19 protein-coding genes and 1 tRNA gene are annotated in these 23,906 nt (G+C 68.1%); 4 read left to right on the top strand and 16 right to left on the bottom strand.

Annotation, left to right across the window (positions count from 1 at the left end; all coding sequences use genetic code 11):
* Nucleotides 1–7: 7 nt before the first annotated feature.
* Nucleotides 8–478 carry a 30S ribosomal protein S7 gene (gene rpsG, locus ACWDEX_RS10720; RefSeq protein ID WP_003992340.1) on the bottom strand — a complete coding sequence of 157 codons (471 nt, stop codon included), beginning with the start codon at nucleotides 476–478 and terminating at the stop codon, nucleotides 8–10.
* Between the two features lie 2 nt (nucleotides 479–480).
* The gene (gene rpsL, locus ACWDEX_RS10725; protein WP_003948652.1) at nucleotides 481–852 is read right to left on the bottom strand and encodes a 30S ribosomal protein S12; all 372 of its coding nucleotides are present in this window, start codon (nucleotides 850–852) and stop codon (nucleotides 481–483) included.
* A gap of 476 nt (nucleotides 853–1,328) precedes the next feature.
* Here rpsL and ACWDEX_RS10730 point away from each other — a divergent pair, with 476 nt between their 5' ends.
* The gene (locus ACWDEX_RS10730) at nucleotides 1,329–3,110 is read left to right on the top strand and encodes a DUF2207 domain-containing protein (protein ID WP_450462906.1); all 1,782 of its coding nucleotides are present in this window, start codon (nucleotides 1,329–1,331) and stop codon (nucleotides 3,108–3,110) included.
* 217 nt (nucleotides 3,111–3,327) lie between these two features.
* Here ACWDEX_RS10730 and ACWDEX_RS10735 read toward each other — a convergent pair whose 3' ends face one another.
* The 11 genes from ACWDEX_RS10735 to ACWDEX_RS10785 form a co-directional block, all read right to left on the bottom strand.
* Nucleotides 3,328–7,227: a DNA-directed RNA polymerase subunit beta' gene (locus ACWDEX_RS10735; RefSeq protein ID WP_450462907.1), complete on the bottom strand. Its 3,900-nt coding sequence runs from the start codon at nucleotides 7,225–7,227 to the stop codon at nucleotides 3,328–3,330.
* A 97-nt stretch (nucleotides 7,228–7,324) separates the two neighbouring features.
* On the bottom strand, nucleotides 7,325–10,810 hold the full coding sequence (gene rpoB / locus ACWDEX_RS10740; protein ID WP_450462908.1) for a DNA-directed RNA polymerase subunit beta: 3,486 nt from the start codon (nucleotides 10,808–10,810) through the stop codon (nucleotides 7,325–7,327).
* Nucleotides 10,811–11,497: 687 nt separating this feature from the next.
* On the bottom strand, nucleotides 11,498–11,887 hold the full coding sequence (gene rplL, locus ACWDEX_RS10745; RefSeq protein ID WP_450462909.1) for a 50S ribosomal protein L7/L12: 390 nt from the start codon (nucleotides 11,885–11,887) through the stop codon (nucleotides 11,498–11,500).
* A gap of 114 nt (nucleotides 11,888–12,001) precedes the next feature.
* A complete protein-coding gene (gene rplJ, locus ACWDEX_RS10750; RefSeq protein ID WP_365431727.1) occupies nucleotides 12,002–12,532 on the bottom strand; it encodes a 50S ribosomal protein L10 in 531 nt (176 codons plus the stop codon).
* A 289-nt stretch (nucleotides 12,533–12,821) separates the two neighbouring features.
* Entirely contained in the window at nucleotides 12,822–12,962 is a 141-nt protein-coding gene (locus ACWDEX_RS10755) for a hypothetical protein (RefSeq protein WP_450462910.1), read from the bottom strand.
* A 40-nt stretch (nucleotides 12,963–13,002) separates the two neighbouring features.
* Nucleotides 13,003–13,884, bottom strand: a complete 882-nt coding sequence (locus ACWDEX_RS10760; protein WP_450462911.1) for a hypothetical protein — start codon at nucleotides 13,882–13,884, stop codon at nucleotides 13,003–13,005.
* A 189-nt stretch (nucleotides 13,885–14,073) separates the two neighbouring features.
* Nucleotides 14,074–14,799 carry a 50S ribosomal protein L1 gene (rplA, locus tag ACWDEX_RS10765; RefSeq protein ID WP_450462912.1) on the bottom strand — a complete coding sequence of 242 codons (726 nt, stop codon included), beginning with the start codon at nucleotides 14,797–14,799 and terminating at the stop codon, nucleotides 14,074–14,076.
* A 95-nt stretch (nucleotides 14,800–14,894) separates the two neighbouring features.
* Nucleotides 14,895–15,329 (bottom strand): 50S ribosomal protein L11, encoded by a 435-nt coding sequence (gene rplK / locus ACWDEX_RS10770; RefSeq protein WP_053846805.1) that lies wholly within the window; start codon nucleotides 15,327–15,329, stop codon nucleotides 14,895–14,897.
* A gap of 182 nt (nucleotides 15,330–15,511) precedes the next feature.
* Nucleotides 15,512–16,333, bottom strand: a complete 822-nt coding sequence (gene nusG, locus ACWDEX_RS10775; protein WP_450462913.1) for a transcription termination/antitermination protein NusG — start codon at nucleotides 16,331–16,333, stop codon at nucleotides 15,512–15,514.
* 82 nt (nucleotides 16,334–16,415) lie between these two features.
* Nucleotides 16,416–16,700, bottom strand: coding sequence for a preprotein translocase subunit SecE (gene secE, locus ACWDEX_RS10780; protein ID WP_450462914.1), 285 nt, complete (start codon nucleotides 16,698–16,700; stop codon nucleotides 16,416–16,418).
* A 109-nt stretch (nucleotides 16,701–16,809) separates the two neighbouring features.
* Nucleotides 16,810–16,882 (bottom strand) — tRNA-Trp (locus ACWDEX_RS10785).
* A gap of 459 nt (nucleotides 16,883–17,341) precedes the next feature.
* Here ACWDEX_RS10785 and ACWDEX_RS10790 point away from each other — a divergent pair.
* Entirely contained in the window at nucleotides 17,342–18,568 is a 1,227-nt protein-coding gene (locus ACWDEX_RS10790; protein WP_450462915.1) for a pyridoxal phosphate-dependent aminotransferase, read from the top strand.
* A 137-nt stretch (nucleotides 18,569–18,705) separates the two neighbouring features.
* Nucleotides 18,706–19,746, top strand: coding sequence for an adenosine deaminase (locus tag ACWDEX_RS10795; RefSeq protein ID WP_450462916.1), 1,041 nt, complete (start codon nucleotides 18,706–18,708; stop codon nucleotides 19,744–19,746).
* A 55-nt stretch (nucleotides 19,747–19,801) separates the two neighbouring features.
* Here the strand turns inward: ACWDEX_RS10795 and ACWDEX_RS10800 are convergent, their stop codons facing one another.
* Nucleotides 19,802–20,452: a TetR/AcrR family transcriptional regulator gene (locus tag ACWDEX_RS10800; RefSeq protein ID WP_450462917.1), complete on the bottom strand. Its 651-nt coding sequence runs from the start codon at nucleotides 20,450–20,452 to the stop codon at nucleotides 19,802–19,804.
* 142 nt (nucleotides 20,453–20,594) lie between these two features.
* Between ACWDEX_RS10800 and ACWDEX_RS10805 the strand changes: the two genes are divergently transcribed.
* Complete coding sequence (locus ACWDEX_RS10805; RefSeq protein WP_450462918.1) at nucleotides 20,595–21,227, top strand: NAD(P)-dependent oxidoreductase; 633 nt, start codon at nucleotides 20,595–20,597, stop codon at nucleotides 21,225–21,227.
* A gap of 14 nt (nucleotides 21,228–21,241) precedes the next feature.
* On the opposite strand, the gene ACWDEX_RS10810 is transcribed toward ACWDEX_RS10805, so the two are convergent.
* Entirely contained in the window at nucleotides 21,242–22,321 is a 1,080-nt protein-coding gene (locus tag ACWDEX_RS10810) for a UDP-N-acetylmuramate dehydrogenase (protein ID WP_450462919.1), read from the bottom strand.
* Between the two features lie 121 nt (nucleotides 22,322–22,442).
* Nucleotides 22,443–23,882 (bottom strand): DHA2 family efflux MFS transporter permease subunit, encoded by a 1,440-nt coding sequence (locus ACWDEX_RS10815; protein WP_450462920.1) that lies wholly within the window; start codon nucleotides 23,880–23,882, stop codon nucleotides 22,443–22,445.
* Nucleotides 23,883–23,906: the final 24 nt, after the last annotated feature.

Genomic DNA, 23,906 nt, shown 5'->3' on the forward strand with positions numbered 1-23,906 from the left:
GTAGCGACTACCAGCGGTAGTGCGCGAAGGCCTTGTTGGACTCGGCCATCTTGTGGGTGTCCTCGCGCTTCTTCACAGCGGCGCCGAGGCCGTTGGAGGCGTCGAGGAGCTCGTTCAGCAGACGCTCGGTCATGGTCTTCTCGCGACGGGCGCGGGAGTAACCGACGAGCCAGCGAAGCGCGAGGGTGTTGGCGCGACCGGGCTTGACCTCGATCGGAACCTGGTAGGTCGCACCACCGACACGGCGGGACTTGACCTCGAGGGTCGGCTTGATGTTCTCCAGCGCGCGCTTCAGCGTGATGATCGGGTCGTTGCCCGTCTTCTCACGCAGACCCTCCATGGCGCCGTAGACGATGCGCTCGGCGGTGGAGCGCTTGCCGTTCAGCAGCACCTTGTTGATCAGGGAGGTCACCAGAGGAGAGCCGTAGACCGGGTCGATGATGACCGGGCGCTTCGGGGCGGGGCCCTTACGAGGCATTCTTACTTCTCCTTCTTGGCGCCGTAACGGCTGCGAGCCTGCTTGCGGTTCTTGACACCCTGGGTGTCGAGCGAACCGCGGATGATCTTGTAGCGAACACCCGGCAGGTCCTTCACACGGCCGCCGCGCACGAGCACGATGGAGTGCTCCTGCAGGTTGTGTCCCTCACCCGGAATGTAAGCGGTGACCTCGATGCCGCTGGTCAGACGCACACGCGCGACCTTGCGGAGGGCCGAGTTCGGCTTCTTCGGGGTGGTCGTGAACACACGCGTGCAGACACCACGACGCTGGGGCGAACCCTCGAGTGCGGGCGTCTTGTTCTTTTCGACCTTGTCCTGCCGGCCCTTACGGACCAGCTGCTGGATCGTAGGCACTACTTCTCCGGTTTCTGTGTGCCGATAGGTACAGCTAACCTGGAACGTCACCGACCCACGCGGTCGGGTGTGTCGAATCCAGCGGGCTCCCGCTGCAGGCAGAGAGAGGCGCAGATCACGGTGGCCGGTTTAAGGCCCGCTCTGCGGTTGAAGGCACGCAGGCAAGCCAGGGCACACCCCAGGCACAAGGTCTGAGCGTACCTAGCATGCCGACTCCGGTCAAAACAAAAGCAGCGGAACCGACACGCCGGACGTTCCGGGGCGCCGGACACGGGGGCTCGAACGAGGTTGACCGCGCAACCTCGACGTCCTGCGGCACGTAGCGGTCACACCCACAACGACCATCCCTTAGTCCGCTAGTCCCCGGACCTCTGTGAGTAAAAGACGTAGGCGGGAACCAGCCGCCTTAGTACGCTCCGGATCATTTCTGTGACCCCGGGGGGGCTGTGAGCGGCAAGAGCAAGAGCAGAGCGGTCATGTCGGTGAGACGTCGCAGACGCATCGGCCTGATCTGGGTGGCCGTCACCACGCTGCTGGTGGGTGTGGCAGCGACCATCGGCGCGCTGGGCGGCAACACCGAGCGGGTTACCCGGATGTGGGTCAGCGCCACTATCGGCGAGGACGGCAGCGCCCGCATCACCGAGGTGATCGACTACGACTTCGGGGCCGGCTTGGAGCCCCGGCACGGCATCTACCGGGACGTCCCAGGCCTGCCATTCGGCGATGAGGAGGCCAAGGTCCACGTCAGCGTGGACTCCGCCCCCGTCCCGTACGACCTCACCGGCACCGACGACTGGGGCCCCGATGCCAATCGCATCCGCATAGGGGACCCCGGCGGCGAGGTCAGCGGTGTCCACCGCTACCGCATCCAGTACACGCTGCCGGAGGCCGTACGCCACGGGAAGCTGGCCTGGGACGCGGTCGGCACGGGCTGGAAGGTGGAGCTCGACAACGTCGAGATCCACGTCCTCACCCCGTACGACCTCACCGGAACGCGCTGCGTGCACGGCACCACGGGCTCCCAGCAGCGCTGCGACGTCACGGAGCCCGAGCCGGGCCATCTTGCCGTCCACCTCGGCAGTCTCGGACCGGGCAGGGGCGCCACGCTGTATGCCTCCCGCGCCGGCGACGCGGGCGACGCCAAGGCGCCCGCGCCCGCGCCGCCCTCCGGCCCTGCAACGGCCAGCGACGTCGTCGACGCCTGGGTGCCCGGAGCGCTGGCGGCGGCGATCGCCCTGGCCACGGGACTGGCGACGCTGTGGCTGCTCCGCCTCGCCGGACGTGAACGGATCGCGGCCGACGGTCAGGAGAAGCGCGTGGACGTCGAAAAGCTCAAGCGGTACGTCACCCCGGTGTCCTCCCCTCCAGAGGGCCTCACTCCCGCGCAGGGCGGCGTCCTGCTCACCGAACGTCCCCTGCCCCAGCATCAGGTGGCATGGCTGATGACGGCCGCTCTCGACGGCTATCTAGACATCGACGACAACCAGCACCACCCGACCCTGACCCGCCGCACACCCGCGGACGGCACGAAGGGCGACCCCGTCGTCAAGGACGTGCTCGACCACGTGTTCCCCGGCCGCGACAGTGTGACCCTGGGCGCCTATGACCCATGGTTCAGAACCGGGTGGATCAGCATCGGCGGCCACCTGGAAGTGTGGCGTCGCGACTGCGGACTGTGGGACCCGGCCCGCGTCAGCCAGTCGCTCTGGACACGGCTCTTCGGCGGCGTCGCCGCGCTGCCGGCGACGATCGCCGTGATCGTCGGCAGCGTTTTCAGCGACAACGGTGCGGGCTCGGCATGGCTGGTGGTCCTGCTGGCCGGCGCGGTCGTCGCGGGCGCCGGTCTGGCCGCGGCGATCCGCGGTTGGGAGCTCGAGGTCCGCACCGCCCGCGGCACGGCGCTGTGGCTGCAGGTGCAGTCGTTTCGGCGGTACCTGACCGAGTCCGCCCCGCACCAGGTGGACGAGGCCGCCGACGCCGGACACCTGGACCGGTACACGGCGTGGGCGATGGCCCTCGGAGAGATCGACCGCTGGAACCAGGCCGTGACCGGATGGACGGCGACCTTGGCCGCCCCCCGGTCCGCGCGGCATCCCCAGCGGATGTCGCTGTTCGAACCGGCGCTGGCCGTCAGCCTGATCGCCGCCACGGCGGCCTCCGAAAGGGCCCCGTCCTCCAGCGGCTCCACCGGCTCTGGCGGCGGCTCCGGCGGTGGGGTCGGCGGCGGCGTGGGAGGGGGTGGCGGCGGCTCCTGGTGACCGCCGGACCCGCTGCCTCCTGGCCGGCGACCACGCGGGCCCGGGCCGACTCAGCGGGCCGTGACAGGCGCCACCAAGCCCGCGGTTGGCCCGGATCTGCCGTGCGCTCCGGATCGTGAGGTTCGACGGCTCCGCCGGAGAGCTTGACCGCTCGCTGAACACGCCGAAGGGCGGTCACCCGCAACGGGGTGACCGCCCTTCGACTCAAGCGACTCGCTTACTGGTTGTACGGACCGTAGTCGTAGTCCTCCAGCGGCACGGCCTGGCCGGAGCCGGCGCCGAACGGCGAGTAGTCGATGTCGTCGTAGCCGACGGCCGAGTACATCGCGGCCTTGGCCTCCTCGGTCGGCTCGACCCGGATGTTGCGGTAGCGGGACAGACCCGTACCGGCCGGGATGAGCTTACCGATGATGACGTTCTCCTTGAGGCCGATCAGGGAGTCGGACTTGGCGTTGATCGCCGCGTCCGTGAGGACCCTGGTCGTCTCCTGGAAGGACGCGGCGGACAGCCACGACTCGGTCGCCAGCGACGCCTTGGTGATACCCATCAGCTGCGGACGACCGGAGGCCGGGTGACCACCCTCCTGGACCACACGACGGTTCTCGGTCTCGAACTTCGAGCGCTCGACCAGCTCGCCGGGCAGCAGCTCGGCATCGCCGGACTCGATGATCGTCACGCGGCGGAGCATCTGCCGGATGATGATCTCGATGTGCTTGTCGTGGATCGACACACCCTGCGAGTTGTAGACCTTCTGGACCTCGCCGACCAGGTGGACCTGGACGGCACGCTGACCCAGGATGCGCAGCACGTCGTGCGGGTTGGTGGCACCCACGGTGAGCTTCTGGCCCACCTCGACGTGCTCGCCCTCGCTGACCAGGAGCCGGGCGCGCTTCGAGATCGGGTAAGCGCTCTCGTCGCTGCCGTCGTCCGGAGTGATGACGATCTTCTTGGTCTTCTCGGTCTCCTCGATCCGGACGCGTCCGGACGCCTCGGAGATCGGGGCGACACCCTTCGGGGTACGGGCCTCGAAGAGCTCGACGACACGCGGCAGACCCTGGGTGATGTCGTCACCGGCCACACCACCGGTGTGGAAGGTACGCATCGTCAGCTGGGTACCGGGCTCACCGATGGACTGGGCGGCGATGATGCCGACCGCCTCACCGATGTCGACCAGCTTGCCGGTGGCGAGCGAACGGCCGTAGCACATCGCACAGGTGCCGACGTGCGACTCGCAGGTCAGGATCGAGCGGGTCTTGACCTCCTCGATGCCGTGGTGCACCAGCTGGTCGATGAGCACGTCGCCCAGGTCGACGTTGGCCGGCGCGATCACCTTGCCGTCGATGACGACGTCCTCGGCGAGCATGCGGGCGTAGACGCTGGTCTCGACGTCGTCCGCCTTGCGCAGCACGCCGTCGGCGCCGCGCGAGGCGATCCGCAGCTTCAGACCGCGCTCGGTGCCGCAGTCCTCCTCGCGGATGATGACGTCCTGCGACACGTCCACCAGACGACGGGTGAGGTAACCCGAGTCGGCAGTACGCAGGGCGGTGTCCGCCAGACCCTTACGGGCACCGTGCGTGGAGATGAAGTACTCCAGCACGGACAGACCCTCACGGAACGAGGCCTTGATCGGACGCGGGATGGTCTCGTTCTTGGCGTTCGACACCAGACCACGCATACCGGCAATCTGACGCATCTGCATCATGTTGCCTCGTGCACCCGAGTTCACCATCATGAAGATCGGGTTGGTCTTCGGGAAGTTGTCGTTCATCGCCTCGGCGACCTCGTTGGTCGCCTTGGTCCAGATGTTGATCAGTTCCTGAGTGCGCTCGTCCTTGGTGATCAGACCGCGCTCGTACTGCTTCTGGACCTTCTCGTCCTGAGCCTCGTAGCCCTTGACGATCTCCTTCTTCGCCTCGGGGACGACGACGTCGGAGATGGCGACGGTGACGCCGGAACGGGTGGCCCAGTAGAAGCCGGCCGCCTTCAGGTTGTCGAGCGTCGCCGCAACGATGACCTTGGGGTAGCGCTCGGCGAGGTCGTTGACGATCTCGGAGAGCTGCTTCTTGCCGACCTCGTAGTCGACGAACGGGTAGTCCTCGGGCAGCAGCTCGTTGAAGAGCGCGCGGCCCAGCGTGGTGCGCAGCCGGAAGCTGTCACCCTGCTGCCACTCCGGCTCGCCCTCTTCCTGAGCCGGCGGGGTCCAGTCGCGCGGCGGGATGGTGCCCACCGGGAAGCGGACGTCCACCTTCGACTGAAGCGACAGCTCGCCGGCGTCGAACGCCATGATGGCCTCGGCCACGGACGCGAAGGAACGGCCCTCGCCCTTGACGTCACGCATCTCGCCGTCGGTGGTGAGGAAGAACAGACCGAGGACCATGTCCTGGGTCGGCATCGTCACCGGACGGCCGTCGGCGGGCTTGAGGATGTTGTTCGAGGACAGCATCAGGATGCGGGCCTCGGCCTGCGCCTCCGCGGACAGCGGCAGGTGCACGGCCATCTGGTCACCGTCGAAGTCCGCGTTGAACGCGGTGCACACGAGCGGGTGGATCTGGATGGCCTTGCCCTCGACGAGCTGCGGCTCGAAGGCCTGGATGCCGAGGCGGTGCAGGGTGGGAGCACGGTTGAGCAGCACCGGGTGCTCGGCGATGACCTCTTCGAGGACGTCGTACACGACGGTGCGGCCGCGCTCCACCATGCGCTTGGCGCTCTTGATGTTCTGCGCGTGGTTCAGGTCGACCAGGCGCTTCATCACGAACGGCTTGAAGAGCTCCAGCGCCATGGCCTTGGGCAGACCACACTGGTGCAGCTTCAGCTGCGGACCGACGACGATGACGGAACGCGCCGAGTAGTCGACTCGCTTACCGAGCAGGTTCTGACGGAAGCGACCCTGCTTGCCCTTGAGCATGTCGGACAGCGACTTCAGCGGACGGTTGCCGGGGCCCGTGACCGGGCGACCACGACGGCCGTTGTCGAAGAGCGCGTCGACGGCCTCCTGGAGCATGCGCTTCTCGTTGTTCACGATGATCTCGGGCGCACCGAGGTCGAGAAGGCGCTTCAGTCGGTTGTTGCGGTTGATGACGCGGCGGTACAGGTCGTTCAGGTCGGAGGTCGCGAAGCGGCCACCGTCCAGCTGCACCATCGGACGCAGGTCCGGCGGGATGACCGGGACGCAGTCCAGGACCATGCCCTTGGGGCTGTTGGACGTCTGCAGGAACGCGGAGACGACCTTCAGGCGCTTGAGGGCGCGGGTCTTCTTCTGGCCCTTGCCGGTGCGGATGATCTCGCGGAGCCTCTCGGCCTCCTCCTCGAGGTCGAAGGACTCCAGGCGCTTCTGCAGCGCCGCGGCACCCATCGAGCCGTCGAAGTACGTGCCGAAGCGGTCGCGCAGCTCGCGGTAGAGCAGCTCGTCGCCCTCGAGGTCCTGGACCTTGAGGTTCTTGAACCGGGTCCACACCTCGTCGAGGCGGTCGATCTCGCGCTGCGCACGGTCGCGCAGCTGCTTCATCTCGCGCTCGGCACCCTCGCGCACCTTGCGGCGCACATCGGCCTTGGCGCCCTCGGCCTCGAGCTCGGCCAGGTCGGTCTCGAGCTTCTTGGCGCGGGCCTCCAGGTCGGAGTCGCGACGGTTCTCGATCTGCTGCCGCTCGACGGAGACGTGCGCCTCCAGGGAGGGCAGGTCGCGCGTGCGGCGCTCCTCGTCGACGTACGTGATCATGTACGCCGCGAAGTAGATGACCTTCTCCAGGTCCTTCGGGGCGAGGTCGAGCAGGTAGCCGAGGCGCGACGGAACGCCCTTGAAGTACCAGATGTGCGTGACGGGCGCGGCCAGTTCGATGTGGCCCATCCGCTCACGGCGCACCTTGGCGCGCGTGACCTCAACGCCACAGCGCTCGCAGATGATGCCCTTGAAGCGGACGCGCTTGTACTTGCCGCAGTAGCACTCCCAGTCCCGGGTGGGGCCGAAGATCTTCTCGCAGAAGAGGCCGTCCTTCTCGGGCTTGAGGGTGCGGTAGTTGATGGTCTCGGGCTTCTTGACCTCACCGTGGCTCCACTGGCGAATATCGTCAGCGGTGGCCAGGCCGATCCGGAGCTCGTCGAAGAAGTTGACGTCGAGCACTATGCGTCAATCCCTCTCAGGGTCGTAAGTCTTTGGGTCTGATACGGGGGTCCTGGGGCCGGCGGACCTTGATCGCTCAAGGCCCGCCGGACTCCCGTCAGACCTCTTCGACGCTGCTCGGCTCGCGCCGGGACAGGTCGATGCCGAGCTCCTCCGCAGCGCGGAAGACGTCCTCGTCGGTGTCACGCATTTCGATGGACATACCGTCGCTGGACAGCACCTCCACGTTCAGGCACAGGGACTGCATCTCCTTGATCAGCACCTTGAAGGACTCAGGGATGCCGGGCTCGGGGATGTTCTCGCCCTTGACGATGGCCTCGTAGACCTTCACGCGGCCGGTGACGTCGTCGGACTTGATGGTCAGCAGCTCCTGGAGGGCGTAAGCGGCGCCGTAGGCCTCGAGGGCCCACACCTCCATCTCACCGAAGCGCTGGCCACCGAACTGGGCCTTACCACCCAGCGGCTGCTGGGTGATCATCGAGTACGGGCCGGTCGAGCGGGCGTGCAGCTTGTCGTCGACCAGGTGGTGCAGCTTCAGGATGTACATGTACCCGACCGAGATCGGGTCCGGGAACGGCTCACCGGAGCGGCCGTCGTACAGCCTCGCCTTGCCGGACGGGAGCACCATGCGCTCGCCGTCGCGGTTCGGGATGGTGTGCTGCAGCAGACCCGCGAGCTCGTCCTCGCGCGCACCGTCGAACACCGGGGTGGCGACGTTGGTGCGCGGGGCGACCTGGTCGGCACCGATGTTCTGCAGGCGCTGCGCCCACTCGTCGGCGAGACCGGAGACGTCCCAGCCGCGGCTGGCGAGCCAGCCGAGGTGGATCTCCAGGACCTGTCCCGGGTTCATTCGGGACGGCACACCGAGCGGGTTGAGGATGATGTCGACCGGGGTGCCGTCCTCCAGGAACGGCATGTCCTCGATCGGCAGGATCTTGGAGATGACACCCTTGTTGCCGTGGCGGCCGGCGAGCTTGTCACCGTCCGTGATCTTGCGCTTCTGCGCGACGTAGACGCGGACCAGCTGGTTCACGCCCGGCGGCAGCTCGTCGCCCTCCTCGCGGTCGAAGACGCGCACGCCGATGACCTTGCCGGTCTCGCCGTGCGGCACCTTCAGCGAGGTGTCACGGACCTCACGGGCCTTCTCACCGAAGATCGCGCGCAGCAGACGCTCCTCGGGCGTCAGCTCGGTCTCACCCTTCGGGGTGACCTTGCCGACGAGGATGTCACCGGCGATGACCTCGGCACCGATGCGGATGATGCCGCGCTCGTCGAGGTCGGCGAGGACCTCCTCGGAGACGTTCGGGATGTCCCGGGTGATCTCCTCGGGGCCGAGCTTGGTGTCACGGGCGTCGACCTCGTGCTCCTCGATGTGGATCGAGGAGAGGACGTCGTCCTGCACGAGGCGCTGCGACAGGATGATCGCGTCCTCGTAGTTGTGACCCTCCCACGGCATGAACGCCACGAGCAGGTTCTTGCCGAGCGCCATCTCACCGTGCTCGGTGGCCGGACCGTCGGCGAGGACCTGGCCCTCGATGACGTGGTCGCCCTCGTTGACGATGACCTTCTGGTTGACCGAGGTGCCCTGGTTGGAGCGGGCGAACTTGGCCAGGCGGTACGTGATGTACGTGCCGTCGTCGTTGGCGGTGGTGATGTAGTCCGCGGAGACCTCCTGGACCACACCGGCCTTCTCGGCCTTGACGACGTCGCCGGCGTCGACGGCGGAGCGGTACTCCATGCCGGTACCGACGAGCGGGGCCTCCGACTTGATCAGCGGAACGGCCTGGCGCATCATGTTCGCGCCCATGAGGGCACGGTTGGCGTCGTCGTGCTCGAGGAACGGGATCATGGCGGTCGCGACCGACACCATCTGGCGCGGCGAGACGTCCATGTAGTCGACGTCCTCGGGGCTGACGTAGTCGACCTCACCGCCACGGCGGCGGACCAGCACGCGGGCCTCGGCGAAGCGGAACTCGTCGGTCAGCGGCGCGTTGGCCTGCGCGATGACGAAGCGGTCCTCCTCGTCGGCGGTCAGGTAGTCGACCTCGTCGGTGACCGTGCCGTCGACGACCTTGCGGTACGGCGTCTCGATGAAGCCGAACGCGTTGACCCGGCCGTAGGAGGCGAGCGAGCCGATCAGACCGATGTTCGGGCCTTCCGGCGTCTCGATCGGGCACATACGGCCGTAGTGCGACGGGTGAACGTCACGGACCTCGAAGCCGGCCCGCTCACGGGAGAGACCACCCGGGCCGAGGGCGTTGAGACGACGCTTGTGCGTCAGGCCCGACAGCGGGTTGTTCTGGTCCATGAACTGGGACAGCTGGCTGGTGCCGAAGAACTCCTTGATGGAGGCGACGACCGGCCGGATGTTGATCAGGGTCTGCGGCGTGATCGCCTCGACGTCCTGGGTGGTCATGCGCTCGCGCACGACGCGCTCCATACGGGCGAGACCCGTACGGACCTGGTTCTGGATCAGCTCACCGACGCTGCGGATACGACGGTTGCCGAAGTGGTCGATGTCGTCGGTCTCGACCATGATCGAGCGGCCGGACTCGCCGAGCGTCTCGGTCTCCCCGGCGTGCAGCTTCACCAGGTACTTGATGGTGGCGATGACGTCGTCGGTGGTGAGCACACCGGCGTCCAGCGGCTCGTCCGCACCGAGCTTCTTGTTCACCTTGTAGCGGCCGACCTTCGCCAGGTCGTAGCGCTTCGGGTTGAAGTAGAGGTTCTCCAACAGCGTCTGCGCGGCCTCACGGGTGGGCGGCTCGCCCGGACGCAGCTTCCGGTAGATGTCGAGCAGCGCGTCGTCCTGGCCCTGGGTGTGGTCCTTCTCCAGGGTGGCGCGCATGGACTCGTACTCGCCGAACTCCTCAAGGATCTGCTCGGTCGTCCAGCCGAGCGCCTTCAGGAGGACGGTCACGGACTGCTTGCGCTTGCGGTCGATACGGACACCGACCATGTCGCGCTTGTCGATCTCCATCTCCAGCCAGGCACCCCGGGACGGGATGATCTTGGCGGAGAAGATGTCCTTGTCGGACGTCTTGTCGATGGAGGAGTCGAAGTAGACGCCGGGGGAACGGACCAGCTGCGACACGACGACACGCTCGGTGCCGTTGATGACGAAAGTGCCCTTGTTCGTCATGAGCGGGAAGTCGCCCATGAAGACGGTCTGGGACTTGATCTCGCCGGTCTCGTTGTTGGTGAACTCGGCCGTGACGAAGAGCGGAGCCGCGTACGTGAAGTCGCGGTCCTTGCACTCGTCGATCGAGTTCTTCGGCGGCTCGAAACGGTGGTCACGGAAGGTCAGCGACATCGACCCGGAGAAGTCCTCGATCGGGGAGATCTCCTCGAAGATCTCCTCGAGGCCGGACTTGGTGGGAACGTCCTGACCGGACTCCAGAGCCGCCTCGACGCGAGCCTTCCACGCGTCGTTACCGAGCAGCCAGTCGAAGCTCTCGGTTTGCAACGCAAGAAGGTTCGGAACCTCGAGGGGCTCCTTGATCTTTGCAAAGGAGATGCGCAGCGGGGCGGTGCTGGCGCCGTTGTTCGTATTCGCGGTCGAGGCGGTGCGCGAGGCGGCCAAGAGGGGGTCCTTCCGAGGGCTCGGACTCACTACGCGCGTACCGGTCCCCCACCAGGCACGGAGGTGGAAAGCCCCAGGTCAGGGACTCTTCTACGTCGATGCTCAAGTGAGGGGCGTGCTCCTGGTGACGGACAGGAAGCAGCTAATAGGCAGCGCAAAGGGTCAGTGTAGCCACTCGGCACACTGAAGTCCAGTGCGGGTTTGCAGGCACTCGGTGGAGTCCCTCGTTGTTCCTCAATACCTGCGGCAAGCCACGCCCTCGATGCACATCGATACTGCCCTCTTCGTCGTCGATCCATGCCTCGGATTCGGATCGTTGTGACGACGCGTCCTGAGAATTGCGCGCTGCGTGCGGTTCGTCAAGGCCCCTCTTGCCCAAACCGAGTGCTGCCATCGTCACTTGCAGCCTGTCCCCAGAGGCCTCGGAGGCACGACGAAGATCACCATACCCCCCGCGGCGACGGGCGCAAGGCAGCCGTCGCCGGACCTTCCGGAACGACGAAGAGCGATCACCCGGATGGGTGATCGCTCTTCGATGCGTCCGCGTTACAGCCCTACGAATGAGTCGTGTCTGGCCCCGCAAGGGGGACGCGGCCCGTGTTCGAACAGGCTGTCACAGGCGTTAGCCGGGCCGTACGGAGCGAAGCCCCGCACGGCCCATGAGTCCACTGTGGACCCGGAGAGGTCTTACTTGACCTCGACCGAGGCGCCGGCGCCCTCGAGGGCCTCCTTGGCCTTGTCCGCGGCGTCCTTGGCGACCTTCTCGAGGACGGGCTTCGGGGCGCCGTCCACCAGGTCCTTGGCCTCCTTCAGGCCGAGGGAGGTCAGCTCACGCACGACCTTGATGACCTGGATCTTCTTGTCGCCGGCGCCGGTGAGGATGACGTCGAACTCGTCCTTCTCCTCGACGGCCTCAGCGGCAGCGCCACCGGCGGCACCGCCGGCGATCATGACCGGCGCGGCAGCGGCGGCGGTGACGTCGAACTTCTCCTCGAAGGCCTTCACGAACTCGGAGAGCTCGATGAGGGTCATCTCCTCGAACTGGGCAAGCAGCTCGTCCTGGGTGAGCTTCGCCATGATGGCGGTCCTTCCACTAAATCGGCAGGTGCCGGATGTACTGGGTAAGGCGGGCGTACGTCGGGCCCGCATCGACCCTCACCTCACGCGGTGAGGATCAAAAAGCGAGCCGAATTACTCGGCACCGCCCTGCTCGTCCTGCTTGGCACGAAGCGCGTCCACGGTGCGGACGAGCTTCGACGGGAGCGCCTGGAAGACAGAGGCAGCCTGGGACTGCTTGCCCTTGAACGCACCGGCCAGCTTGGAGAGCAGAACCTCGCGGGACTCGAGGTCCGCAAGCTTCTTGATCTCGTCGGCGGACAGCGCCTTGCCTTCAAGGACACCGCCCTTGATGACGAGATTCGGGTTGTCCTTGGCGAAGTCACGCAGACCCTTCGCCGACTCCACCGGGTCACCGGTGACGAAGGCAACGGCCGTCGGACCAGCGAAGAGCTGGTCGTCCAGCGTGATCCCGGCCTCGTTGGCCGCAATCTTGGTCAGCGTGTTCTTCACCACGGCGTACTGGGCGTTCTCACCGAGCGACCGGCGCAGCGTCTTGAGCTGCGCCACGGTGAGACCGCGGTACTCGGTCAGCACGGCGGCGTTGGAGCTGCGGAACTTGTCCGTCAGCTCGGCAACCGCAGCAGCCTTGTCGGGCCTCGCCATAGAGCCTCGGCCTCCTTCCGGGTGATTCGGACCGCGCGGACCCGAAGGAGGACTGGGGAAAACGAAACGCCCCGGCGCAGGCGCACGGGGCGGACTCGACCGGTCTCACGCACGGCCAACGCGCGCTCTCCGGGAGTTCTTCCACTGTCACCTGCGCGGGTCGTCCGCAATTCAGCGGATCCTTCGGCCACCGCACCCTCGTTCGAGTGCACGGTAACGACCAGCGGTCTTTGGCTTCTGTAGGAGAGTACGGGAACGGGTCGCCGTCAAGCAAATCCGCTCCCCGGGCTCAGCTCTGGCCCGCGTCCTTCATCATCTCGGCGAGGTCGACCGTGTCGTCGGCGGGCGGGGCGGTCACCGTCACCGGCTTGCTGATGTCGAGGAAGGTGATGGTCGTGTCGAGGCGGCCCTTGTCGGCGTCGCTGCGCATCCGGAACTGCTTGGTGTGATCGGTACTGTCGATCCACGTGTTACGAGCCCGGTGTGCCCATCAGGTCCTTGAAGTCGGCGGTGTCCGCCGCCGGTGGCCTGTGCGCCGAGATCTTCACGCCGTAGTCGCGGTAGTACACCGTCGAGGACATCCGCCCACTGGACAGTTCGCCCCGCTCGGACCTCTTGACCAGCAGCCCCTGGTCGTCGACCCATATGTCGACGGTCTCCGAGGTGACTCCGGCCTGTTCCAGCCGCTTCTTGAGGTCAGCCGCGTCCTCGCCGGTCAGGGCCGTCGCGGTGACCGTGCCCGAGTAGTGCGTGGTTCGCCGGCCGCGCACCGTCTCCTCGCCGACCCGCCGCGCGTCCCCGGAGGCGAGCAGCAACCTGACCGGCTGGAGCGGGGCGGTGTGGCGCAGCTGGTCGGTCAGATATGTCCCCGAGCCGCCCGGAAGGGCCGCCAGGTCGCCGTAGGCGTATCTGATCCAGTGCCTGCCGTGCAGACGGCGGGCGAACTCGGCGCCGACCTTCGCGTAGTAGGCATCGGGCAGGAGCCGGGCCTCCATCGAGGTGCTCTCCAGCTCGCGCATGGTCTCGGCGAGCCGGCCGCCGGTGTAGGTGATGCGAAGTGTGCCGACCGAGCCACCCGACCAGCCGAGGGCGCCGTCCGTCTTCAGGGAGAGGATGCCACTCATGGCGGTGGTGGACTCGATCCGCGCGGAACCGGCGGCGGTGGTGGCCTTCTCGACGGCGCGCAGAGCACTCACCGTCCGGGTGTCGGCCGGGCCCGTACGAGCGCCGGACGGCTCCGCGGAGTCCTTGTCGGAGGCGCCCTCGCCCATGGAGGTACAGGCCGCCACGGTGAAGAGCGCGACGACCGCCGCGATCGGGAGGATCCCACGCCTCACGATCCTGGCCCTCATCCGTCCCCCCTTGTGCGCGTAGCGATCTTCACGCTATCTCGGACACGGGGAAAACGGCAGACGCCTCCGCGAAACGGCATGTGCCGGGGTCTCGAGCACGCGAATCCCTCGGGGAACGCCGACGGGCCCCGCACCTCGAAAGGTGCGGGGCCCGTCGTCAGCTACGCGTGCCCGCGGCTGCCGTCAGGTTCAGACGGCGGCCGGGTCCTCCTCGACGAGGAGGTTGCGGGTGCGGTTCGGGTCGACCGGGATGCCGGGGCCCATCGTGGTGGTGATGGCGGCCTTCTTGATGTAGCGACCCTTGGCAGCGGACGGCTTCAGACGGAGGATCTCCTCCAGGGCCGCGCCGTAGTTCTCCACCAGCTTGGTGTCGTCGAAGGACGCCTTGCCGATGATGAAGTGCAGGTTCGAGTGCTTGTCGACGCGGAACTCGATCTTGCCACCCTTGATCTCGGTGACAGCCTTCGCCACGTCCGGGGTCACGGTGCCGGTCTTGGGGTTCGGCATCAGACCACGGGGACCGAGCACGCGGCCGAGGCGGCCGACCTTGCCCATGAGGTCCGGGGTGGCGACGACGGCGTCGAAGTCCAGACGGCCCTTCGACACCTCGTCGATCAGCTCGTCGGCGCCGACGATGTCGGCGCCCGCGGCACGAGCGGCCTCGGCACGGTCACCGGTCGCGAAGACCAGGACCCGGGCGGTCTTACCGGTGCCGTGCGGGAGGTTCACGGTGCCACGGACCATCTGGTCGGCCTTGCGCGGGTCGACACCCAGACGGAAGGCGACCTCGACGGTGCCGTCGAACTTGGTCGTGGAGGTCTCCTTGGCGAGACGGACGGCCTCGAGCGGGGCGTACAGCTTCTCCCGGTCGATCTTGGCGTCCGCAGCGCGGAGAGCCTTGCTGCGCTTGCTCACAACTGCTCCTGTGTGTTCTGTAAGGAGTCGTGGTACGGACCGAGCAGGCCCTGCCACGTGCGGCCTTCAGCCGCAGGGTTCTACGAAGGTGGGGTTCAGCCCTCGACCGTGACGCCCATGGAACGCGCGGTACCGGCGATGATCTTCGCGGCGGCGTCCAGGTCGTTGGCGTTGAGGTCGGGCATCTTCGTCGTGGCGATCTCGCGGACCTGCGCCTCGGTGATCTTGGCGACCTTGGTCTTGTGCGGCTCGCCGGAGCCCTTCTCCACGCCCGCGGCCTTGAGGATCATCTTCGCGGCCGGCGGGGTCTTGGTGATGAAGGTGAAGGAACGGTCCTCGTAGACCGTGATCTCCACCGGGATGACCCAACCACGCTGCGACTCGGTCGCGGCGTTGTAGGCCTTGCAGAACTCCATGATGTTGACGCCGTGCTGGCCCAGCGCCGGGCCGACCGGCGGAGCCGGGTTGGCGGCGCCGGCCTGGATCTGGAGCTTGATGAGCCCCGTGACCTTCTTCTTCTTGGGAGGCATTCCGGGTCCTCTCCCGTTTCGTTTTCGTTTTCCTGGCCCGCGAGCATCGGATACCCACAGGCAACCGCACAACCCTAACGGGAATCCCTGCGCGGCTAAAAACCGAGCAGGTCAGACAGGCTTCAGCAGCCTGCCCGACCTGGCCGGTAGCTCTCGTACCAGAAGGTTCCGGTGCTTCCGGATCAGTTCTTCTGGATCTGGTCGAAGCTCAGCTCGACCGGCGTCTCGCGACCGAAGATCTCCACGAGGCCCTTGACCTTCTTGGAGTCGGCGTTGATCTCGTTGATGGTCGCCTGCAGCGTCGCGAACGGGCCGTCGGTGACGGTGACCGAGTCACCGACCTCGAAGTCCAGCACCTGGACCTCGACCTTGCGCTGCGGCGCCGGCTTGCCCTCGGCCTCGGCGGCCTCGCGAGCGGCCTTCTCCTCGGCCTCCGGGGCGAGCATCTTGACGATCTCGTCCAGGGTCAGCGGGTAGGGGTCGTAGGCGTTGCCCACGAAGCCCGTGACGCCGGGGGTGTTGCGCACGACACCCCAGGACTCGTTGGTCAGGTCCATGCGCACCAGGACGTAGCCGGGGAGCTTGTTCTGGCGGATGGTCTTGCGGTCGCCGTTCTTGATCTGGACGACCTCTTCCTGCGGCACCTCGGCCTGGAAGATGTAGTCCTCGACGTTCAGCGAGACGGCGCGCTGCTCGAGGTTGGTCTTCACGCGGTTCTCGTAACCGGCGTAGGTGTGGATCACGTACCACTCGCCGGGCAGGGAGCGCAGCTCCTGGCGGAGCTTCTCGACCGGGTCGAGTTCGGGCTCAGCCTCGCCCTCGACGACCTCTTCCTCGTCCACGACGTGCATGGCGGCCTCCTCGGCCGACTCGCCCGCGGCGGCTTCGGCAGCCTCGGCCTCGTCGACCTCGTCCGCGCCCTCGACGATGTCGAGCTCGTCGTCCACGGACTCGACGGCCTCCCCGCGGGGCTCCGTGGCGTCGTTCAGGTTCGGGTCAGACACGGTGGCTGCTTCTTCCTGGATACATAGGGGTGGAACATGCGAAACGGACGCCCCGGGAATCGCGGCGTCCTTCGCTCTTGGCTCAGCCGAAGACGTACTTGGCGCCGTGGTTGAGTCCATAGTCAATCAGAGTCACCAGCGCGATCATGATCGCGACGAAGAAGATCACCACGGTGGTGTAGGACGTCAGCTGGTTCCGCGTCGGCCAGACGACCTTGCGCAGCTCCGCGATGATCTGACGGTAGAAGAGAGCAAGGCGCTTGAGCGGGCCTTTCTTGGCTCGCTTGCCACCCTTGCGGGTCTTCTTCGAATCCTGCACCTCGTCCTGGGCGTCAGGCATGTCGATGGAGCCCACGGCGTCCGTCACTCGTCCTCACCTGATTCCCGGGTCGTGGCCGTGCCGCGCCCGGTGGAGCCGCACGGCGAGTGCAATACGTACGTACTGTGCGCACACTTCCTGGTCGGGGAGTGTGTAGCAGGGCCGGAGGGACTTGAACCCCCAACCGCTGGTTTTGGAGACCAGTGCTCTACCAATTGAGCTACGACCCTTTGCTGCGTACCCCAACGTACCGCATCCGGGCGGGTGCTCGGTGTGCACCCACTCGATCGCGGCCGCCGAAGGCCAACGAGGTGAGAGTGTACGTGCTCAGCGGCCGGTCGTCGAACAGAAAGTGTCCGCAGGTGCTTTGTCGGCCGAAGATCGACGACGGATCGCCCGAAGATCGACTGCACAACCACCCGACTCCGGATATTTGTTCACGTACCGTCGCAGGCACCCTGCCGCCCCGTCGCGCAGGCCGCGTCGAGGCCGCACCCGCTTCGGCCGGCACGGTCGACGGCAGGGCTGGACCGCCGGAAGCCCGGCGGCACCGGCCCGGTCCGCACCGGCCGCAACCATGTGGCCGGGCAAGCCGGTTCACACCTTCGAAGGGCTCGCGGGCCGGTGGCTCCGGCCGACAAGTCAAACCGGGGTGCCGCGGGAGTTTCCGGTCTGGAACGATGTGTTCCATGAGCGCTGCAACCCCACCCACCGAGCGCCGGGTCTCCGCCCGGATCGGCGCGATCTCCGAGTCCGCCACCCTTGCCGTGGACGCCAAGGCCAAGGCCCTCAAGGCCGCCGGGCGTCCAGTGATCGGCTTCGGCGCCGGTGAGCCCGACTTCCCGACGCCGGACTACATCGTCGAGGCCGCCGTCGAGGCCTGCAAGAACCCGAAGTACCACCGCTACACGCCGGCCGGTGGTCTGCCGGAGCTGAAGAGCGCGATCGCCGCGAAGACGCTGCGTGACTCCGGCTACGAGGTGGACGCCTCCCAGGTGCTGGTCACCAACGGTGGCAAGCAGGCCATCTACGAGGCCTTCGCCGCGATCCTGGACCCGGGCGACGAGGTGATCGTCCCGGCGCCGTACTGGACCACGTACCCGGAGTCGATCCGGCTGGCCGGCGGTGTCCCGGTGGAGGTCGTCGCGGACGAGACGACCGGTTACCGCGTCTCCGTCGAGCAGCTCGAGGCGGCCCGCACGGAGAAGACGAAGGTCCTCCTCTTCGTCTCCCCCTCGAACCCGACCGGCGCGGTCTACAGCCAGGCCGAGACCGAGGCGATCGGCCGCTGGGCGGTCGAGCACGGCCTGTGGGTGCTGACGGACGAGATCTACGAGCACCTGGTCTACGGAGACGCGACGTCCGTCTCGCTGCCCGCGCTCCTGCCCGAACTGCGCGACAAGTGCATCGTGGTCAACGGTGTCGCCAAGACGTACGCGATGACGGGCTGGCGCGTGGGCTGGCTCATCGGCCCGAAGGACGTCGTCAAGGCCGCCACGAACCTGCAGTCGCACGCCACGTCCAACGTGTCGAACGTCGCACAGGTGGCAGCGCTGGCAGCCGTTTCGGGCGACCTGGAGGCGGTCGCGAAGATGCGCGAGGCCTTCGACCGGCGGCGCAGGACCATCGTGCGGATGCTGAACGAGATCGACGGCGTGGTCTGCCCCGAGCCCGAGGGCGCCTTCTACGCGTACCCCTCGGTCAAGGCCCTGATCGGCAAGGAGATCCGCGGCAAGCGTCCGCAGAACTCGGTGGAGCTGGCCGCACTGATCCTGGAGGAGGCCGAGGTCGCGGTCGTCCCGGGCGAGGCCTTCGGCACCCCCGGCTATCTGCGGCTGTCCTACGCCCTCGGTGACGAGGACCTGGTCGAGGGCGTGAGCAGGATCCAGAAGCTGCTCGCGGAGGCGCGGGACTGACGTTCCGCTCCGGTTTCTCCGGGGGCCTGCCACCCACCACAGCGGTGAGGTGGCAGGCCCCCGTTTGTTTGTGCGAGCAAGACCACGGAAGGGGAAAGCGCTATCGGCGGGGCGGGAACGTACGGCACCATCCTGGAATGGAGCGTGTACGTGATGTCTCTGAGCTGCCGAAGGCCCATCTCCACCTGCACTTCACCGGGTCGATGCGGCCCACCACCCTGCTGGAACTGGCCGACAAGTACGGCGTACGGCTGCCTGACGCGCTGACCGAGGCGCTGGTCAGCGGAGATCCGCCGAAGCTGCGGGCGACGGACGAGCGGGGCTGGTTCCGCTTCCAGCGGCTGTACGACGCGGCACGGTCGTGCCTCAGAGAGCCGGAGGACATCCAGCGGCTGGTGCGGGAGGCCGCGGAGGAGGACCTCAAGGACGGCTCGGGCTGGCTGGAGATCCAGGTGGACCCGACCTCGTACGCGCCGCGCCTGGGCGGCCTGATCCCGGCGCTGGAGATCATTCTGGACGCGGTGGAGACGGCGATACGGGAGACGGGCCTCGGAATGCGTGTCCTGGTCGCCGCGAACCGTATGAAGCACCCTTTGGACGCGCGCACGCTGGCGCGGCTGGCGGTGCGCTACCAGGACCGCGGGGTGGTGGGCTTCGGGCTGTCGAACGACGAACGCCGGGGCATGGCACGGGACTTCGACCGCGCGTTCGCGATCGCCCGTGACGGTGGCCTGCTGTCGGCGCCGCACGGTGGCGAGCTGGCGGGGCCGTTGTCGGTCCGTGACTGCCTGGACGATCTGCACGCGACCCGGATCGGCCACGGGGTGCGGGCCGCGGAGGACCCGCGGCTGCTCAGGCGCCTGGCGGACCGGGGGGTGACGTGTGAGGTGTGCCCGGCGTCGAACGTGGCGCTCGGCGTCTACGAGAAGCCGGAGGACGTCCCCCTGCGGACGCTGTTCGAGGGGGGCGTCCCGATGGCGCTGGGCGCCGACGACCCGCTGCTGTTCGGCTCCCGCCTGGCGGCGCAGTACGAGATCGCCCGCCGCCACCACGGCTTCACGGACAGGGAGCTGGCGGAGCTGGCACGGCAGTCGGTTCGCGGGTCGGCTGCGCCGGCGGACGTGCGGGCGCGGCTGTTGTCGGGGGTGGACGCCTGGCTCAGCGGCCCGGCCGCTTGACGCGGACACAGGGCGGATCCGGCCTGACGCGGATCTCAGCCCCGCACGGGGTACTTCATACCTGTGCCGAGGGGCTCTCGGCCACGGACAGCCCACCCAGCAGCGTCCGGGCGATGCGCCGTGCGAAGTCGTCCACGGGCGGGGGCTCGCCCGCCTCCGTCGCGTCGTAGGCGAAGGCCCGCTGCGCGCAGGCGCCGAGCAGGAGCGAGGCCGCCGCGAAGGTGTCCGCGTCGGCGCGGATCCGTCCGACGGCCTGCTCCGCACGCAGGTATGTGTCGAGCAACTGGATCGGCACGTGCGGGCCCGACCCCATCTGCCGCATCGCCTCCTCGTGCCGCCGCTTGAGCTGGGTCTCGGCGTACAGCGACGCGGCGATCGGAAAGCTCTGCTCGTAGAAGAGGGCCGCCTGGCGGGCGATCTCGGTGAGGTTCTCCCCCAGGGTGTGCCGGCCCGGGTCGGCCGCCAGGTCGTTCAGCAGCGGGCTCAGCCGGGGCAGCCGTTCCGCGAGGACCCGGATGAACAGTTCCTCCTTGCTCGCGAAGTACTTGTAGAGCGCGGCCTCGGAACAGCCCGCCGCCTTGGCGATCTCCTTGGTCGTGGCACGGGAGAGCCCCACCGTGAGCATCAGCTCGTGTGCGGCGTCGAGGATACGGACCCGCGCCGGTCTCTGCTGCGCCGTCTTCTGTCGCGCCCCTTTGTGCTGCATGGGCACAAGGATTCCATGGACGGTCCGCTCCAGGCTTGACTGGTGGGTGAGTGCTCACTCACCCTAAGGGCAGGCAAGGTGAGTGAATGCTCACCCACTGCCGACCACATCGATTCTCGAACGGGAAATACGGAGACACGCCATGCAGCTCACCGTTTTCGGTGCCACCGGCGGCATCGGCCGGGAAATCGTCACGCAGGCCCTGGCGGCGGGCCACCAGGTCACCGCCGTCGTACGGGACCCCGCCCGGCTCGCCGTGACCGGCGCGGGCCTGGAGGTGGTGCGCGCGGACCTGACGGACGTCGACGCGCTGCGCCCGGCGGTCGCCGGCCGCGACGCCGTCCTCTCCGGGCTCGGCGCCCGCAGCCGCAAGGACGCCGGGGTGGCGACGCGGCTGACGCGTACGGTGCTGGGCGCCCTTGAGGCGGAGGGGGTGCGCCGGCTGCTGGTGGTGAGCGCGGCGCCGGTCGGCCCCGAGGCCGAGGGCGCGGGCACGCTCGACCGCATGGTCCGCGGCCTCATCTCGGCGATCCTCAAGGACGTCTACGCCGACCTGAGGGAGATGGAGGCGGAACTGGCCCGCAGCGCCACGGACTGGACGGTCGTACGCCCGCCGCGCCTGCAGGACAAGCCGCTCACGGGCTCGTACCGCACGGTCGTCGGCGGGTTCCCGTCCAAGGGCCGCTTCATCGGCCGCGCCGACGTCGCCCACGCGATGCTGGCGATGGCCGACGACCCGGGGACGGTGAAGCAGGGGGTGGGGGTGGCCTACTGAGGGCCACCCGCGTCTCAGAGGCGCACGCCCACCGTCACCGGCTCGTTCACCAGCGTGATCCCGAAGGCGTCCCGGACTCCCGCCACGACCTCGCGGGCCAGGGCGAGCAGGTCCTCGGTGGTGGCTTCGCCCCGGTTGGTGAGGGCCAGGGTGTGCTTGGTGGAGATGCGGGCCGGTCCGGTGCCGTATCCCTTGATGAAGCCCGCCTTGTCGATCAGCCAGGCGGCGGAGGTCTTGACGTGCCCGGTGCCCGTCGCGAACGCGGGCGGCTGCGCGCCCTCGCCCAGCCGCTCCTTCACGCGCGCGTGGAACGCGGCGAACTCCTCGTCGGTGAGGATCGGGTTGGTGAAGAAGGAGCCCGCCGACCAGGTGTCGTGATCCTCGGGGTCCAGGACCATGCCCTTCCCCGCACGCAGCTTCAGGACGGTCTCCCGGGCGGCTGAGAGCGGTACGCGGTCGCCCGCCTCGACACCGAGCACGCGGGCCGTCTCGGCGTACCTGAGGGGGGCCGAGAGCCCCTGCGCGTCCTCCAGTTCGAAGCGGACACGCAGCACCACATAACGCTCGGGGTCGGCCTTGAAGCGGCTCGCGCGATAGGAGAACGCACACTCCTCGTTCGCCAGCGTGACCGTCTCGCGCGTCCTGCGGTCGTACGCGACCACCTCGGTGATCGTCGAGGAGACCTCCTGGCCGTACGCGCCGACGTTCTGGATCGGGGTGGCGCCCGCGGAGCCGGGGATTCCGGCGAGGCACTCGATACCGGCGAGACCGGCTTCGACGGTGCGGGCGACGGCATCGGTCCACACCTCGCCGGCGGCCAGTTCCAGCCTTGTGCCGTCGAGGGAGAAGCCCGTCGTGGCGATGCGCAGGGCGGTGCCCTCGAAGCCCTTGTCGCCGATGACGAGGTTGGATCCGCCGCCGATCAGCAGCAGCGGCGTACCGGAGTCGTCGGCCTCCTGAACAGCGGAGATCACCTCGGCGTCGGTGGTGGCGGTGATCAGGCGGGTGGCGGGGCCGCCCAGCCGGAAGGTGGTCAGCGGGGCGAGCGGGGCGTCGTGGAGTTCCTGCACGCGCCCAAGACTACGAGACGCCATCGAACGGCTCCGCATCGCACACGGGACGCCTCACAGCGCGCGGACGGCCCCGCCGGAGGACCGGCGAGGCCGTGTCGTTCGCCACGGAGGCTGCGGGACGGTGGTGCGGGAAGGAGGCGGCTCAGGGCGCGACCGTCTCCAGCGCCGGGGCCGGAGCCGCGTCGGCCCGGCCCTGTGCGGTGTGCCGCCTGGCCGGGATCAGCAGGGCCGCGACTCCGGCCAGGGCCACCACCGCGGCCCCCACCGCCAGTGCCGGCCGCAACCCGTCCACGAAGCGCTGTGCGCTCTCATAGCCGCCCTGCGCCGCGAAGATCGACGACATGACCGCGATGCCGAGCGCGCCGCCGACCTCGCGCAGAGCATTGTTCGCGCCGGACGCGATGCCCTCCTCCTGCGGCCGGACGCTGGACATGACCAGGCTGGCGGCCGGGGCGAAGTAGAGGGACATCCCGATGCCGCTGATGATCAGTGCGGGCAACTGGGCCACGTACGAGGTGTCGGTTGCGACCACGGAGGCGAAGAAGGCGAGCCCGACGGCCTGCAGGAAGAGTCCGGCGGCGACGACCGGGCGTCCGCCGATGCGGTCGGAGAGGTATCCGGCGGCCGGCGCGATCAGCATGGGCATGCCCGTCCAGGGCAGCATCCGCAGGCCCGCCTGGGTCGGCGAGTAGCCCAGCACGCCCTGCAGGTACTGGCTGAGCAGGAAGATCGAGCCGAACATCCCCAGGAACATCAACAGGCTCGCGGCGTTGATCCCGGAGAAGGCGCGGGAGCGGAAGAGCCGCATGGGGAGCATGGGGTTCTGGTGGCGGATGCCGTGACGGATGAAGCCGACGAGCAGCGCGGTGCCCGCGAACAGGCCCGTCAGTACGAGGGAACCGGTCCAGCCGTCGACCGGGCCGCGCACCAGCCCGTACACGATCCCGAAGAGACCACCACTGACGAGCAGGGTGCCGGGGATGTCGAGCGAGGCGCTGCTGCCGTACGACTCGGCGAGGCGGAGGCGGGCGAGAGGCATCACGGCGAGGCCCAGCGGGACATTCAGCCAGAAGATCCAGTGCCAGGAGATGTGTTCGGTGAGGCTGCCGCCGATGAGGGGCCCGGAGGCGACCGCGAGTCCGTTGACGGCTCCCCAGATCCCGTACGCCATCCCGCGTTTCTCGACCGGAACGGCGGCGGTCAGCAGGGTCAGGGTGAGCGGCATCATGATGGCCGCGCCGACGCCCTGCACGGCGCGGGCCGCGATCAGGGAGTCGATGCCGGGCGCCATGGCCGCGGCGGCGGAGGCGGCGGTGAAGACGCCCAGCCCGACGAGGAAGAGCCACCGGCGGCCGAACCGGTCGCCGAGGGCCGCGCCGAACATGAGGAGGACCGCGAAGGTGAGCGTGTACGCGCTCACGGTCCACTCCAGGTCGTCCAGCGCGCCCCCGAGGTCCTTGCGGATGGAGGGCAGGGCAGTGGTGACGACGAGGTTGTCGAGGGCCGCCATGAATCCGGCAACCCCGGTGATCACGAGGGCCCAGCCCGCTCCCCCGCGTCGTGCTGTGTGCTGCTGTGACATCGCTCCCCCAGCGGGTACATCGCT

It is taken from the genome of Streptomyces sp. NPDC001020, from assembly GCF_053599115.1.

Bases quoted from the DNA above. Each gene is read 5' to 3' on its own strand.
- ACWDEX_RS10730 (WP_450462906.1), top strand. From the start codon at position 1,329: ATGTCGGTGAGACGTCGCAGACGCATCGGCCTGATCTGGGTGGCCGTC.
- ACWDEX_RS10810 (WP_450462919.1), bottom strand. From the start codon at position 22,321: ATGGCGTCTCGTAGTCTTGGGCGCGTGCAGGAACTCCACGACGCCCCG.
- ACWDEX_RS10760 (WP_450462911.1), bottom strand. From the start codon at position 13,884: ATGAGGGCCAGGATCGTGAGGCGTGGGATCCTCCCGATCGCGGCGGTC.
- ACWDEX_RS10790 (WP_450462915.1), top strand. From the start codon at position 17,342: ATGAGCGCTGCAACCCCACCCACCGAGCGCCGGGTCTCCGCCCGGATC.
- rplK (WP_053846805.1), bottom strand. From the start codon at position 15,329: ATGCCTCCCAAGAAGAAGAAGGTCACGGGGCTCATCAAGCTCCAGATC.
- rpsG (WP_003992340.1), bottom strand. From the start codon at position 478: ATGCCTCGTAAGGGCCCCGCCCCGAAGCGCCCGGTCATCATCGACCCG.
- rplL (WP_450462909.1), bottom strand. From the start codon at position 11,887: ATGGCGAAGCTCACCCAGGACGAGCTGCTTGCCCAGTTCGAGGAGATG.
- ACWDEX_RS10805 (WP_450462918.1), top strand. From the start codon at position 20,595: ATGCAGCTCACCGTTTTCGGTGCCACCGGCGGCATCGGCCGGGAAATC.
- ACWDEX_RS10800 (WP_450462917.1), bottom strand. From the start codon at position 20,452: ATGCAGCACAAAGGGGCGCGACAGAAGACGGCGCAGCAGAGACCGGCG.
- ACWDEX_RS10815 (WP_450462920.1), bottom strand. From the start codon at position 23,882: ATGTCACAGCAGCACACAGCACGACGCGGGGGAGCGGGCTGGGCCCTC.
- ACWDEX_RS10795 (WP_450462916.1), top strand. From the start codon at position 18,706: ATGGAGCGTGTACGTGATGTCTCTGAGCTGCCGAAGGCCCATCTCCAC.
- ACWDEX_RS10755 (WP_450462910.1), bottom strand. From the start codon at position 12,962: ATGCGCAGCGACGCCGACAAGGGCCGCCTCGACACGACCATCACCTTC.
- rplJ (WP_365431727.1), bottom strand. From the start codon at position 12,532: ATGGCGAGGCCCGACAAGGCTGCTGCGGTTGCCGAGCTGACGGACAAG.